The organism is Rodentibacter genomosp. 1 (genome assembly GCF_001999285.1).
Taxonomy (GTDB): Bacteria; Pseudomonadota; Gammaproteobacteria; order Enterobacterales; family Pasteurellaceae; genus Rodentibacter.
In genome coordinates this window covers 1-13,617 of sequence record NZ_MLHN01000009.1, presented here as the reverse complement: position 1 = coordinate 13,617, position 13,617 = coordinate 1, and the positions used below count along the sequence as shown (strand labels likewise).

At 38.7% G+C, this 13,617-nt stretch carries 13 protein-coding genes; 10 read left to right on the top strand and 3 right to left on the bottom strand.

Annotated elements, in window-relative coordinates:
- The first annotated feature begins 2 nt into the window (after positions 1 to 2).
- The 6 genes from rodA to lipA all read left to right on the top strand — a co-directional run bounded on the left by rodA (position 3) and on the right by lipA (position 5,283).
- Entirely contained in the window at positions 3 to 1,118 is a 1,116-nt protein-coding gene (gene rodA / locus BKK54_RS05190; RefSeq protein ID WP_077542069.1) for a rod shape-determining protein RodA, read from the top strand.
- Positions 1,119 to 1,172: 54 nt separating this feature from the next.
- On the top strand, positions 1,173 to 2,036 hold the full coding sequence (locus BKK54_RS05185; protein WP_077542068.1) for a septal ring lytic transglycosylase RlpA family protein: 864 nt from the start codon (positions 1,173 to 1,175) through the stop codon (positions 2,034 to 2,036).
- A 20-nt stretch (positions 2,037 to 2,056) separates the two neighbouring features.
- The gene (locus BKK54_RS05180; RefSeq protein ID WP_077542067.1) at positions 2,057 to 3,244 is read left to right on the top strand and encodes a serine hydrolase; all 1,188 of its coding nucleotides are present in this window, start codon (positions 2,057 to 2,059) and stop codon (positions 3,242 to 3,244) included.
- 110 nt (positions 3,245 to 3,354) lie between these two features.
- Positions 3,355 to 3,633 carry a DUF493 family protein YbeD gene (ybeD, locus tag BKK54_RS05175; RefSeq protein WP_077542066.1) on the top strand — a complete coding sequence of 93 codons (279 nt, stop codon included), beginning with the start codon at positions 3,355 to 3,357 and terminating at the stop codon, positions 3,631 to 3,633.
- Between the two features lies 1 nt (position 3,634).
- A complete protein-coding gene (gene lipB, locus BKK54_RS05170) occupies positions 3,635 to 4,276 on the top strand; it encodes a lipoyl(octanoyl) transferase LipB (RefSeq protein ID WP_077542065.1) in 642 nt (213 codons plus the stop codon).
- 44 nt (positions 4,277 to 4,320) lie between these two features.
- Positions 4,321 to 5,283 (top strand): lipoyl synthase, encoded by a 963-nt coding sequence (lipA, locus tag BKK54_RS05165; RefSeq protein WP_077542064.1) that lies wholly within the window; start codon positions 4,321 to 4,323, stop codon positions 5,281 to 5,283.
- 75 nt (positions 5,284 to 5,358) lie between these two features.
- Here the strand turns inward: lipA and BKK54_RS05160 are convergent, their stop codons facing one another.
- On the bottom strand, positions 5,359 to 7,014 hold the full coding sequence (locus tag BKK54_RS05160; RefSeq protein ID WP_077542063.1) for a putative transporter: 1,656 nt from the start codon (positions 7,012 to 7,014) through the stop codon (positions 5,359 to 5,361).
- 160 nt (positions 7,015 to 7,174) lie between these two features.
- Between BKK54_RS05160 and BKK54_RS05155 the strand changes: the two genes are divergently transcribed.
- From BKK54_RS05155 to mreD, 4 genes are all read left to right on the top strand, one after another.
- The gene (locus BKK54_RS05155; protein WP_077542062.1) at positions 7,175 to 8,962 is read left to right on the top strand and encodes an ABC transporter ATP-binding protein/permease; all 1,788 of its coding nucleotides are present in this window, start codon (positions 7,175 to 7,177) and stop codon (positions 8,960 to 8,962) included.
- Between the two features lie 149 nt (positions 8,963 to 9,111).
- Positions 9,112 to 10,167: a rod shape-determining protein gene (locus tag BKK54_RS05150; protein ID WP_077542061.1), complete on the top strand. Its 1,056-nt coding sequence runs from the start codon at positions 9,112 to 9,114 to the stop codon at positions 10,165 to 10,167.
- 73 nt (positions 10,168 to 10,240) lie between these two features.
- A complete protein-coding gene (gene mreC, locus BKK54_RS05145; RefSeq protein ID WP_077542060.1) occupies positions 10,241 to 11,296 on the top strand; it encodes a rod shape-determining protein MreC in 1,056 nt (351 codons plus the stop codon).
- The gene (gene mreD, locus BKK54_RS05140) at positions 11,296 to 11,784 is read left to right on the top strand and encodes a rod shape-determining protein MreD (protein WP_077542059.1); all 489 of its coding nucleotides are present in this window, start codon (positions 11,296 to 11,298) and stop codon (positions 11,782 to 11,784) included. Before mreC ends, mreD begins: the two co-directional genes overlap by 1 nt.
- 106 nt (positions 11,785 to 11,890) lie before the next feature.
- Here mreD and BKK54_RS12010 read toward each other — a convergent pair whose 3' ends face one another.
- Both BKK54_RS12010 and BKK54_RS05130 read right to left on the bottom strand, forming a co-directional pair.
- The gene (locus tag BKK54_RS12010; RefSeq protein WP_077542058.1) at positions 11,891 to 12,523 is read right to left on the bottom strand and encodes a tetratricopeptide repeat protein; all 633 of its coding nucleotides are present in this window, start codon (positions 12,521 to 12,523) and stop codon (positions 11,891 to 11,893) included.
- 231 nt (positions 12,524 to 12,754) lie between these two features.
- The gene (locus BKK54_RS05130; protein WP_077542057.1) at positions 12,755 to 12,946 is read right to left on the bottom strand and encodes a hypothetical protein; all 192 of its coding nucleotides are present in this window, start codon (positions 12,944 to 12,946) and stop codon (positions 12,755 to 12,757) included.
- Positions 12,947 to 13,617: the final 671 nt, after the last annotated feature.

The window sequence follows — 13,617 nt, the reverse complement described above, 5'->3', positions numbered from 1 at the left end:
TAATGGAAGAAAAAACACCACTTTGGCTTCGTTTATGGAGGCCGCTACACTTAGACTTTTGGTTATTATTAGGGCTTATCGCGATCACAGGCTATGGTATGCTCGTGCTTTATAGTGCTTCCGGTGCAAGTGAAACAATGTTCCGCAATCGAATTATCCAAGTTTGCCTCGGTTTTATCGTTCTACTCGTGATGGCCCAATTGCCACCTAAGTTTTATCAACGAATTGCCCCTTATCTTTATTTGATCGGATTTATTTTACTCATCTTAGTTGATGCTATTGGAACAATCAGTAAGGGGGCACAACGTTGGTTGGATCTTGGTTTTATCCGTTTTCAACCTTCGGAAATTGTCAAATTAGCGGTACCCTTAATGGTAGCGGTTTATCTAGGCAATCGCCCGCTTCCACCTAAGTTAAGCGAAACCTTTATTGCTATTGCAATGATTCTTGTCCCTACCTTATTAGTGGCGATTCAACCCGATCTAGGTACATCAATATTAGTCAGTGCATCCGGATTGTTCGTTGTTTTCCTCGCGGGAATGAGTTGGTGGTTAATTTTTGCTGCGGTTGTAGGATTAGCCGGATTTATCCCCATTATGTGGCTTTATTTAATGCATGATTATCAACGAACCCGTGTCTTGACACTACTTGATCCGGAAAAAGATCCCCTTGGGGCGGGCTACCATATTTTACAATCTAAAATTGCTATTGGTTCTGGGGGGATCTGGGGTAAAGGATGGATGCAAGGCACACAATCTCAATTGGAGTTTCTGCCAGAACCTCACACTGATTTTATCTTTGCCGTCATGAGCGAAGAGCATGGCATGGTAGGCTTTGGCATTTTAATTGCTATTTATCTCTTTATTATTATTAGAGGGTTAATGATTGCCATTCATGCCCAAACCTCTTTTGGGCGAATTTTGGCCGGTGCTACAACATTAATTTTTTTCGTGTATTTGTTCGTAAATATTGGTATGGTAAGCGGCATTTTGCCAGTGGTAGGTGTCCCTTTGCCTTTGTTTAGCTATGGTGGCACATCTTATGTGGCAATTATGGCAAGTTTTGGATTGGTTATGTCTATCCATACACACCGCACAAAATTTATGAACGGGAACTAATTGATGTTTTTAAGGTTCTTTACATACAACACACTTAACTGGAATAATTCACTGATGACATTAAAAACATTTGTAAAATTAACCGCACTTTTTTTGACCATATCAATGGGAATTTTGCCGGCACAGGCTAAAAATGATACCAATAAATTATATGGTATCAAGGGGGCGAACCTCAACCAAACAACGCCTCATCACTCCCCTCGCAGCTATACAGTGAGAGGAAAAACCTATACAACACAAAGCCACATAATGGCCAAAAACTATTCCAAAACCGGTGTAGCAAGTTATTACCATCGTAAATTTAATGGTCGCCGAACCTCAAGTGGTGAAACCTATAATTCAAATCTCTATACTGCAGCACACAAAACTCTGCCAATTAACTCTTATGCACTTGTCACCAATTTACGTAATAATCGTAAAACCATTGTCCGTATTAATGACCGTGGCCCTTTTAGCCATGATCGGATTATTGATTTATCTTATGTGGCAGCAAAAGAAATCGGTTTGATTGCACGAGGAACAGGAAAAGTAAAGGTTGAGGCTCTTCATATCGCACCAAATGGCAATATTTCAGGGGCGGGGACCAAAACCCTTGCCAAGCTTGCAAAAACAGCGTCAGCTTCTAATCGCCTTGTAAAGAGAGAAGAAAATGAAGGAAAGCGCCATTTAAATGAATCTAAAGCATCTAAGGAACAATATACGTTAAAAATGCTAAATTTCCCTAGCGAAAAACAGGCAAATAATATGATTACACGCCTTGCACTTGATAATATTAATGCAGAAGTCAATCATCGTAATGGCAAGTATGAAATTCATTTCGGTCCTTTGGAAAATAAACAGCTCACCACACAGTTAAAAGCAAAATTGCAAAAAATGGCCGGTGAAAAGCCATTAATTGTTTATACTCATAAAAATTAAGATTTTATTAAGGAAATGCTATGTTAAAGCAAAGTGCTAAATTCACTAAAACTGCTCTTCTTTCTGGAATTATTGCGGTATCTTCTACTGCCATTGCGCAAGAGGATATGCAATATGGCATTACACCGCCGCAGGTCAACGCCCAAACCTATGTTTTGATGGATTACCATTCCGGGGCTATACTCGCTGCATTAAATCCGGATCAACGCCAATATCCCGCCTCATTAACAAAAATGATGACAAGCTATGTTGTCGGGCAAGCCTTAAAACAAGGAAAAATTCACAATACCGATATGGTGACCATTGGCGAAAGTGCTTGGGGACGTAATTTCCCTGACTCGTCTAAAATGTTCTTAAATCTGAACCAACAAGTATCAGTGCAAGATCTAAACAAGGGCGTAATTATTGTTTCCGGAAATGATGCCAGTGTGGCACTAGCAGAACATATCTCAGGTACAGTGTTAAACTTTGTGGACACCATGAATAAATATGTCCAACAGTTTGGTTTAAAAAATACCAACTTCACTACTCCACATGGTTTAGATGATCCAAATCAATATTCTTCCGCACGTGATATGGCGATTATCGGTACACATCTTATTCGTGATTTGCCTGATGAATATAAAATCTATGCTGAAAAAGATTTTACCTTTAATAAAATCAAGCAACCTAACCGTAATGGCTTGTTATGGGACAAAACCATGAACGTGGATGGAATGAAAACCGGTCATACCAGTCAAGCAGGTTATAATCTCGTAGCTTCAGCAACAAATCCGGGCAATATGCGTTTAATTTCTGTTGTAATGGGCGTACCAACTTATAAAGGTCGTGAAGTTGAAAGTAAAAAACTATTGCAATGGGGTTTTGCGAATTTTGAGACTTTAAAAACCCTTGAGGCGAATAAAGAAATTTCAGAACAACCAGTTTATTACGGCGATGAAAGTAGTGTGAAATTAGGGGTATTACAAGATAGTTTTATTACCGTGCCAAAAGGTAAACAAACTGAATTAAAAGCCCGTTACGAATTAGATAGCAAATACTTACAAGCCCCTTTAGCGAAAGGTCAAGTCGTCGGGAAAGTCATTTATCAGCTTGATGGCAAAGACGTTGCAGTCGTTAATTTACAAGCCATGCAAGAAGTCAAAGAAGGGGGATTTTTCGGCAATGCTTGGGATTGGTTAGTATTAACGATAAAAAGTCTTTTCTAAAATACCTTGAATTTCAACCGCACTTCCCCATTTTACAAAGGAATTTATTATCTCAAACCGGGCAGATTTAAGATCTGCCCTTTATCTCACCCAAAATAGAGAGGACAATTATGGCAACAGAACAAGATTACGAAAAACTGAAAGAATTAATGGAATTCCCTGCTGCAATGACGTTTAAAATCGCCGGCATAAACCGCGAGAATCTAGCACAAGATTTAATTGCTGTCGTACAAAAATATCTTCCGGGGGACTATATCCCCAAAGAAAAACGCAGTAGTAAAGGCACATACAATTCTGTTTCTATTGATGTCATTGCACAAAACTTCGAGCAAGTGGAAACCCTCTATAAAGAACTCGCTAAAGTTGAAGGTGTAAAAATGGTGATTTAGTATGGCTAAATTACCCCTTATCGTCCGCCAACTTGGTTTACAGGATTATCAAGAAACTTGGCATAAAATGCAAAGTTTTACGGACAATCGCAATGCTGAAACCACAGATGAGATCTGGTTGGTAGAACATCCTTCGGTATTTACCCAAGGGCAAGCGGGAAGACCTGAACATTTGCTGCAAAGTTCTAATATCCCTGTTGTACAATCCGATCGTGGTGGGCAAATTACTTATCATGGGCCGGGTCAGCAAATTATGTATGTGTTGATCGATATTCGCCGCCATCAAGACTTAAATGTTCGTCAATTAGTGACCGCACTTGAACAGGCAGTGGTAAAAACTTTAGCGGATTACGGTATTCAAGGATACCCTAAACCTGATGCACCGGGTGTCTATATTGACGGTAAGAAAATTTGTTCATTAGGATTGCGTATTCGTAAAGGTTGTTCTTTCCACGGATTGGCATTTAATATCAATATGGACTTAACGCCATTTCATTATATTAACCCTTGTGGCTATGCCGGTTTAGAAATGTGCCAACTTGCCGATTTTATCTCGAAAGAAGAAGCAACATTAGATAACGTCTCCCCTAAATTAATTAAACACTTTACCGAACTTTTGGGCTATAATGTAACGAATTTTTAACAATAAAAATGTCTAGTTTAGGCATTTTTCTTTAGGAAAGAATCATGTCAACGCCGTTTAAAATGGAACGAGGCGTCAAATATCGTGACGCTGCAAAGACTTCCATTATTCCTGTAAAAAATATTGATCCCAATCAAGAGTTACTGAAAAAACCGGAATGGATGAAAATCAAATTACCGGCAAGTTCACTGAAAATTGAAAATATTAAAAATGGTATGCGTCGTCATGGATTGCACTCGGTTTGCGAAGAGGCTTCTTGCCCGAATTTACATGAGTGTTTTAATCATGGTACCGCTACTTTTATGATTTTGGGGGCGATTTGTACCCGCCGTTGCCCGTTTTGTGATGTTGCACATGGAAAACCTTTACCGCCTGATCCGGAAGAACCACGTAAACTCGCTGAAACGATTCAAGATATGAAATTGAAATATGTGGTGATTACGTCCGTAGATCGGGATGATTTGCCGGATCGTGGTGCTGGACATTTTGCAGAATGTGTAAAAGAGGTGCGGGCATTGAATCCGGGAATTAAAATTGAAATTTTAGTGCCTGATTTTCGTGGTCGAATTTCCCAAGCATTAGAAAAATTAAAAGAGAATCCCCCGGATGTATTTAATCACAATTTAGAAAATGTCCCCCGTCTATACAAAGAAATTCGTCCGGGCGCAGATTACGAATGGTCACTAAAACTCCTTCGTGAATTTAAGGAAATGTTTCCTAATATCCCAACAAAATCAGGCTTAATGGTTGGCTTGGGGGAAACTAACGAGGAAATTTTAGACGTGATGCAAGATCTACGTGATAACGGTGTGACAATGCTCACTCTAGGGCAGTATTTACAGCCAAGCCGACACCATCTTCCGGTTGCTCGTTATGTACCGCCTGCAGAATTTGATGAATTCCGGGACAAAGCCAATGCTATGGGCTTTGAACATGCGGCTTGTGGGCCTTTTGTACGTTCCTCGTATCATGCGGATCTCCAAGCCAGTGGCGGTTTAGTAAAATAAAAACGGCATCAAAAATGACCGCACTTTTACTAAGTAAAATGGGTTGCTTTTTAAAGCAACCCATTTTTTATCGGCCTAAGCCACCCAGAGCAATACTGCCAGTAGTTGCGGAGAGATAATCCTCAGGAACATCACTAACGGATAAACTGTTGCGTAAGAAAGTGAAGCCGCACCATTATCTTCTTTGATTTCATTGGCGAAAGCAAGAGCCGGGGGATCGGTCATCGAACCGGCGAGCAACCCACAAATACTGAGATAATTAAGTTTGGCATAGATACGTGCAATCCCCCCTACAATCATCAAAGGAATGAAAGTAATAAACATACCATATCCCATCCATTCAAGCCCTGCACCATTGACTAAGGTATCAACAAAATTACCACCGGATTTTAAACCTACCACCGCAAGGAAAAGCACAATACCTATTTCACGCAAGGCAAGGTTCGCACTTGGCGGCATAAACCAATAAAGTTTTCCAATACTACCAATTCGAGCAAGAATTAAAGCAACAACAAGAGGGCCACCGGCTAACCCCAGTTTTAGGGCAACAGGAAAACCAGGAATATAGAAAGGAATAGATCCCAACAAAACACCTAATCCAATACCAAGAAATACCGGCAACATTTGTACTTGCTGGAGCTTTTGTTGCGCATTACCAATAATAGAAATGGCTTTATTAAGCACCTCAGCACGACCCACCATATGCAATACATCACCAAATTGTAACGAGGTATTCCCACTTGGTACTAATTCCACTCCGGTACGATTGAGGCGGGAAATTACCACCCCATATTTTTGGTGAATATGAAGTGTTCGAATTTTTTTCCCCAGCACTTTCTCATTTGTCACAACAACCCGCTCTGCACGAATTTCTCCACTAGTGGAAATAACGGGAACATCCACTTCATCACCAATGACAAGACGCATTTTTTTTAGACCTTGTTCATCACCAACCAAATGCAATATATCATCAAGATGAATTTCCGTATCTGCTTTGGGAACAATAGCACTTTCCCCACGTATTAAACGAGAACATACTACGTCTTCATCATCAAACCCCGGAATTCCAACTAACGTAATGCCGTCTAAATTACGATTGGTTACTTTTACCGAAATGGTATGTAAACTTTCTTTATCTTGTCCACTCTCTTTATTGAAACGTTGAGCTTCTTCATCAATTTTAATTCTAAAAAATAAACGAATTAACCACATTGCAAGTAAAATCCCACAAATCCCGAAAGGATATGCCATTGCATATGCAATCCCCATCGTGGCTGTCGCCTGCGGCATACCTAATTCACTTAAAATTTGTTGTCCCGCCCCTAAAGATGGCGTATTGGTCACTGCACCGGAATAAATACCTAATGCGATATCCAAGGGAACATCCGCCATTTTGTGCAAAATAAAAACAGACAGTGAACCAATAATAACAATTAAAATGGCAAGCCCATTGAGCTTTAAGCCTGATTGGCGTAAAGAGGCAAAAAAACCGGGGCCAACCTGAATCCCAATAGTATAAACGAATAAAATCAAGCCGAATTCTTGCACAAAATGCAAAGTATGTTCATTAAGTTTCAACCCATACTGATTAGTAAAATGCGCAACAATAATACCACCAAATAATACACCGCCTATTCCTAGACCAACGCCCCTAATCTTCCAATGCCCTATCCATAAACCAATGACTGCGACAAGGGCAAGGAGACTAATCGTAATTGCAATTTCACTCATAGTGACCTCATAAACTAAATTTACCTATAACGGATTATAACAACTTGATTTTTTGAAAACTTAATCAAACTCAAAAAATGATAACTTCATCACAATTTTTCTTGCTTAATCATAAACACTGCCTAAAATGACCGCACTTTTATTTTTTTCGGATAAATTTATGGATTACGGACAAGAAGCGATCACTTCCCTCCTATGGGTTTTAAAAACCCTCATGATTACCTCAGTCACATTTAGTGCCGGAATTTTTTTGCTCGTACGCTTTACCCATTGGGGAAAACAATTTTGGATGTTTGCCGGTGGTTACCTTTCACCTAAACGTAGCATTAAGCCATTGTTATTTTTCTTGTTGATTGTGGCACTCACCCTAGTCAGTGTGCGTATAAGCTTGGTGTATTCAGAATGGAACAATAGTATGTACACTTCGCTACAAGAATTTAATGAACCCGTCTTCTGGCAACAAATGGGCTTATTTTGTGTCATTGCAGCAAGTGCCGTCTCTGTCTATTTAATCAGCTATTACATTGAACAACGTTTTGTGATTGATTGGATTACTTGGCTAAACGATGAACTTGCCGGTAAATGGATGGGAAATCGTGCCTATTATAAAACACAATATCTATCAGCAAATCTAGACAACCCCGATCAACGTATTCAACAAGACGTACAATCTTACGTTAAAACCACATTATCACTAAGCACCGGTGTTATTGATGCCGTCACCTCCATGATTTCCTATACAATTTTATTATGGGGATTGGCTGGACCAATGCGGGTATTTGGCGTCAATATTCCACACATGATGGTTTTTTTAGTTTTTGCTTACGTCATCTTTACCACATTAATCGCATTTCGACTTGGTCGCCCATTAATCAGTCTCAATTTTGCCAATGAACGTCTTAATGCAAACTATCGCTATTCTCTGATTCGTGTTAAAGAATATGCGGAGAGCATTGCATTTTATGCCGGTGAAAAAGTCGAACAAAATTTACTTTATCGCCAGTTCCGTGCGGTTATCGCTAATATGTGGAATATTGTATTTAGAACGCTAAAATTCTCCGGTTTCAACTTGGTGGTCAGCCAAACATCTGTTGTCTTTCCTCTATTAATTCAAGTCGGTCGATATTTTGAGAAACAAATCAAACTTGGTGATTTAATGCAAACTTTTCAGGTATTTGGTCAATTACATTCTAACTTGTCTTTCTTCCGTAATACCTATGATAATTTTGCCGGCTATAAAGCAACTCTTGACCGCTTAACCGGCTTTACTTATGCCATTGATATGGCAAATAGAGAATCAAAAACCAAAATTCAGACGACTGAAAATGAGGTGATTTTCGAACATTTAAGTATAAAAAATCCCTTCGGACAAACACTTATTGAAGATCTCAATCTTATTTTGCCACAGGGTACAAGCCTATTAATTCAAGGAAATTCCGGTGTTGGGAAAACCACCTTATTACGTACAGCTGCGGGGCTTTGGTCTTATTCCCTAGGAAAAATTTATTGCCCTCAAGAACAACTTTTCCTCTCACAAAAACCTTATCTACCGCAAGGTAGCCTGCTGGCAGCATTGGCATACCCAAAAAATGTGGAAGAAATCGACCGCACTTCGGCGGAAGAAACCTTACGTAAAGTTCAACTGGGGCATTTACTTACCCGCATTGAGCAAAAGCAGGACTGGACACGAATTCTCTCCCTTGGTGAGCAACAACGTTTGGCATTTGCCCGTTTATTGCTACATAAACCGAAAGTCGCCTTTTTAGATGAAGCCACAGCAAGTATGGATGAAGGGTTGGAAGATGCCATGTATCGACTACTGAGAGAGGAACGACCGACAATGACTATCATCAGCGTAGGACATCGCTCAACATTAAAAGCGTTTCACCAACAACAGCTTGATATTTTATCCAAAGGGGAATGGTCGCTAAGTAAGATCGAGAGATAATAGGGAAAGTGCGGTTATTTTTTACAGCATTTTTCCTTACTCAGTGTAAAAATACTATTATCAATAGCGATTTTTTGGTACATTTAGCGCAATTTTTTCACGCTCAAATATGAGTAAATTTTTCATCCATTCAAATTAACGGAATTATTATGTTATTCAAAAAGATACGAGGTTTATTTTCAAACGATCTTTCTATTGACTTAGGGACGGCCAATACCCTGATTTATGTAAAGGGACAAGGCATTGTATTAGACGAACCCTCTGTTGTGGCCATTCGCCAAGATCGTATGGGCTCATTGAAGAGTATTGCTTCTGTAGGGAGAGAAGCGAAACAAATGTTGGGTCGCACGCCAAAAAGTATTATGGCGATCCGCCCAATGAAAGATGGCGTGATTGCAGATTTCTTCGTTACTGAAAAAATGTTGCAATACTTTATTAAACAGGTTCACAGTGGCAATTTTATGCGCCCAAGCCCTCGTGTTTTAGTTTGTGTGCCGGCCGGAGCAACGCAAGTTGAACGCCGAGCGATAAAAGAATCAGCGATTGGTGCCGGTGCTCGTGAAGTTTATTTAATTGAAGAACCGATGGCGGCGGCAATTGGTGCGAAATTACCGGTTTCTACCGCCGTGGGTTCTATGGTGATCGATATCGGTGGAGGAACAACTGAAGTTGCAGTGATTTCCTTAAATGGTATCGTTTATTCTTCCTCTGTACGCATTGGTGGGGATCGCTTTGATGAAGCCATTATCTCCTATGTTCGCCGCACTTTCGGTTCGGTCATCGGTGAACCGACCGCAGAACGTATTAAACAAGAAATAGGTACGGCTTACATTCAAGAAGGCGATGAAATTAAAGAAATGGAAGTGCATGGTCACAATCTTGCAGAAGGTGCGCCACGTTCGTTCAAATTGACCTCTCGTGATGTGTTAGAAGCTATCCAACAGCCTTTAAACGGTATTGTAGCGGCTGTGCGTACCGCACTTGAAGAATGCCAACCTGAACATGCTGCAGATATTTTTGAGCGGGGAATGGTATTAACCGGTGGCGGGGCACTATTACGCAATATTGATATATTACTCTCACGTGAATCCGGTGTACCAGCCATCATTGCAGAAGATCCTCTTACCTGTGTGGCTCGTGGAGGCGGTGAAGCATTAGAAATGATTGATATGCACGGTGGCGATATTTTTAGCGACGAGATCTAATATATTACCTATAAAAGTGCGGTTGATTTTGACCGCACTTTTGTTTTAAGTCATCTGTAGTTCAGGTATTTTCATGAAACCGATTTTTGGTAAATCCCCGCCCTTAGGTGTTCGTTTAACTCTTACTGTCATTGCCTCTATCGCATTGATTTTGGCTGATGAGCAAAATTCAATGAATAAAGCCCGCAGTGTAATGGAAACGGCGGTTGGCGGTTTATACTATTTAGCAAATACGCCTCGCACAGTATTGGATAGCGTGTCAGATAATTTCGTTGATACCGGCAAGCTACAAATTGAAAATAAAGTTTTACGTGAGCAACTTCGTGAAAAAAATGCAGATTTATTGTTGTTAGATCAACTAAAGGTTGAAAATCAACGTTTACGCTTGTTGCTTAATTCCCCATTAAGAACCGATGAATACAAAAAAATTGCCGAAGTGTTGACAGCAGAAACCGACGTATATCGTCAACAAATTGTCATAAATCAGGGAGAAAAAGATGGGGCTTATGTTGGTCAGCCGGTGATTGATGAGAAGGGTGTGATAGGACAAATTATTTCTGTTGGCGCTGAAACTAGCCGTGTACTATTGCTAACAGATGTTACTCATTCCATTCCTGTACAAGTACTTCGTAATGATGTGCGGATAATCGCAAGCGGAACAGGACATACTGATGAATTAACACTAGATAATGTGCCACGCTCCGTGGATATTGAAAAAGGCGATCTGCTAGTTACCTCGGGATTGGGTGGCCGCTTCATTGAAGGCTATCCCGTTGCTATTGTACAAAATGTATCACGTGATGGTTCTAATTATTTTGCCACTATAAAAGCTAAGCCCCTCGCCTCTTTAGATCGCTTACGTTACGTTCTTCTGCTATGGCCGAGCAGTCTGGATATGTCAAAAGTGAAGTCAATGTCACCGGAAGAAGTTCGCGAATTGGTGCAAAAACGTCTGGAAAGCCAAACGAATGGCTCCAATACTATTGTGCGTAAAACAAAGATGACTACTGATGCTCAAGAACCAATAACAGAAAATAATAAAGAGGGGGCTGAACCTGAAATTCCTCTTGAAGCACCACTAGATGAGATGATTTCACCGGAACAGCAAGAACATAGAGAGGAAGACTAATGCAGATGCGTTTAATTTTTCAATGGGCAACAATCCTATTCTTTTTTGTCATTGCATTAGTTATGGAACTCGCCCCTTGGCCGATCGGATTTCAAGCCTTTAAACCTGCTTGGCTAATTTTAGTGCTGACCTATTGGGTACTTGCAATTCCTAATAAAATTAATATCGGCCTCGCATTTTTGGCTGGGGTAATATGGGATCTTGTATTAGGTTCAACATTAGGTATCCATGCGCTGGTTCTATCCATTGCTTTTTATTTTATTGCCAAAAATCATCTGATACTACGTAATCTTTCTCTGTGGTTTCAAAGCTTATTAATCATTATTTTTGTTTTCGTTATTCGTTTTTTAATTTTTCTGGTGGAACTATTTTTACATAGTGCAACCTTTAATTGGCAAGAAATTTTTGGTGCAATCGCATCGGGCATTTTATGGCCTTGGGTATTTTTACTGATGAGAAAAATCCGCCGAAAAGTAGGGCTTCATTAGCTTTAGTTACAAGAATTACACAATAAAAAGCGTTTTCCCATTAAAGAAAACGCTTTAATAAATTTAATTCCCTTATTTCGTCTTTTATAAGAAAACCGTTGAAAAATTAACGAATTTTTTCATTGACTTCACGGAATAGGTCACAATATTCCTGCTTTTTTAAATCGCAGAGTTTACCATAGTATTCCTTCGCTTTTTCTAAATCTTGACGAATGCCCAATCCTTTATAATAGATTTGTGCTAAACCAGACAGTGAATGCATATTATCCATCTCATATTCTAGTATCTTTTCATAAATAGTTCTGGCTTTATCATATTTACCTACCTCAACGTAAATGTCTGCCAAATCACGTGAGCAATAAATCTCATCATCATACCAAGATCCAGAAAGTTCACCACATCTTGCTCTTTCTAATAAATGATACATATATTTTTTCTCTTCCTGAGAATATGTATGATAAATTTTTATTAAAATATCACTACTTGTATATTCCCGATTCTCCTCTCCTAAATTCCACTCTTTTTCATAATATGCTCTAGCACGACCCAAAGAATCATTATCTCTTACCAAATATCTTGCAAGATCATCTCCTAAAAATACTAATGCAGGAGAATAATTTTCAGATGCGAGTGATTGCATTTTATTTAGTCCATCCTGCTTCTCTATTTCGGAACGGCTATAATAAGACAGCATAGCGAGGTAAAACTCTGCTTCTTTTTTCTGTTCCTCATCTCCCATAAGCAAAACTAATTACTATGAAGCTCATATTCTGCATTAGCACTACCTAATTGAGATAAAATATTAAGCCGCGTTTTATAACCCATACTATACTAAACAATGATACTAATACTTATAATGACTACAGCTAAAACAGATTTTTCCTAGTTTTTAATTTATTTAAAATATTCATCATTCCCCCTATTTTTCAACTAAAAAACAGCCTTAATAAATTAAGGCTGTGAGATTTAATTATTTCACCAATTCAATTGATTTAATCTCAAAATCAACATCCTGATCAAAATAATAATATAATTGCTCGGCAATAAAGGCTTGTGCCTTATACATAGCAATTTTCTCTGATACTGCTTCAACAAAATGAAAACTTCCAATAGCCCCAATAGCCTCTTGTTGTGGGTAAGTATATTCAATTTGATAGATCATTTTATTTATTCTCTAAATTTATTTTTAACCAAGGGTTATTTGTTCTTTCTGCAAGAAAGAACAAAAACAGTGTACACTGTTTGCAAATAGGCTATATTTTGAGCATTAGGTAAAGAATAAACTTTGCCTTCATTGAAGGTGGGATATAGGGTATATTAATTATAATAGGTATATAAAAGTGTGGTCTGCTTTATAGGATTTATTATTTTAGATTAATATAAAGAGATTTAATAATGAGGTAAAGAACACAGAATTTAGAGTAATCAATAAAAGGTAAGCTTGGATATTCTTAAAGAATCTTTCTTATAAAATTAAATTATTCTAACGTGAAGATCTTATCAAGGCTAAATTTTTTCATGCTAATCATTCCCCTGCAGATTTCAATGTAAATCAATAAAATTGAGATTAATATTAAAATTGCCCCCATTTTGGAACTGCTCTTCAAAGAAGATTTTTTAATTCTTACTGTAGGTAAGATGAGATACATGGCTCAGAAGGAAAGTCATTTGCTATTTGGCATTGAATATTTACATGATGTCACTACAGCGTGAGCAAGAGATTTTAAATGTCTCATAAAATTTTATTCACAAGGGAAAAGTGGTCGTATTCTAACATAGGTGAGGGGATAAGAAATCACCGAATATTCAATGTCTATTGGAGATTAAAGTGCG

Bases quoted from the DNA above. Each gene is read 5' to 3' on its own strand.
- rodA (WP_077542069.1), top strand. From the start codon at position 3: ATGGAAGAAAAAACACCACTTTGGCTTCGTTTATGGAGGCCGCTACAC.
- BKK54_RS05185 (WP_077542068.1), top strand. From the start codon at position 1,173: ATGACATTAAAAACATTTGTAAAATTAACCGCACTTTTTTTGACCATA.
- BKK54_RS05180 (WP_077542067.1), top strand. From the start codon at position 2,057: ATGTTAAAGCAAAGTGCTAAATTCACTAAAACTGCTCTTCTTTCTGGA.
- ybeD (WP_077542066.1), top strand. From the start codon at position 3,355: ATGGCAACAGAACAAGATTACGAAAAACTGAAAGAATTAATGGAATTC.
- lipB (WP_077542065.1), top strand. From the start codon at position 3,635: ATGGCTAAATTACCCCTTATCGTCCGCCAACTTGGTTTACAGGATTAT.
- lipA (WP_077542064.1), top strand. From the start codon at position 4,321: ATGTCAACGCCGTTTAAAATGGAACGAGGCGTCAAATATCGTGACGCT.
- BKK54_RS05160 (WP_077542063.1), bottom strand. From the start codon at position 7,014: ATGAGTGAAATTGCAATTACGATTAGTCTCCTTGCCCTTGTCGCAGTC.
- BKK54_RS05155 (WP_077542062.1), top strand. From the start codon at position 7,175: ATGGATTACGGACAAGAAGCGATCACTTCCCTCCTATGGGTTTTAAAA.
- BKK54_RS05150 (WP_077542061.1), top strand. From the start codon at position 9,112: ATGTTATTCAAAAAGATACGAGGTTTATTTTCAAACGATCTTTCTATT.
- mreC (WP_077542060.1), top strand. From the start codon at position 10,241: ATGAAACCGATTTTTGGTAAATCCCCGCCCTTAGGTGTTCGTTTAACT.
- mreD (WP_077542059.1), top strand. From the start codon at position 11,296: ATGCAGATGCGTTTAATTTTTCAATGGGCAACAATCCTATTCTTTTTT.
- BKK54_RS12010 (WP_077542058.1), bottom strand. From the start codon at position 12,523: ATGGGAGATGAGGAACAGAAAAAAGAAGCAGAGTTTTACCTCGCTATG.
- BKK54_RS05130 (WP_077542057.1), bottom strand. From the start codon at position 12,946: ATGATCTATCAAATTGAATATACTTACCCACAACAAGAGGCTATTGGG.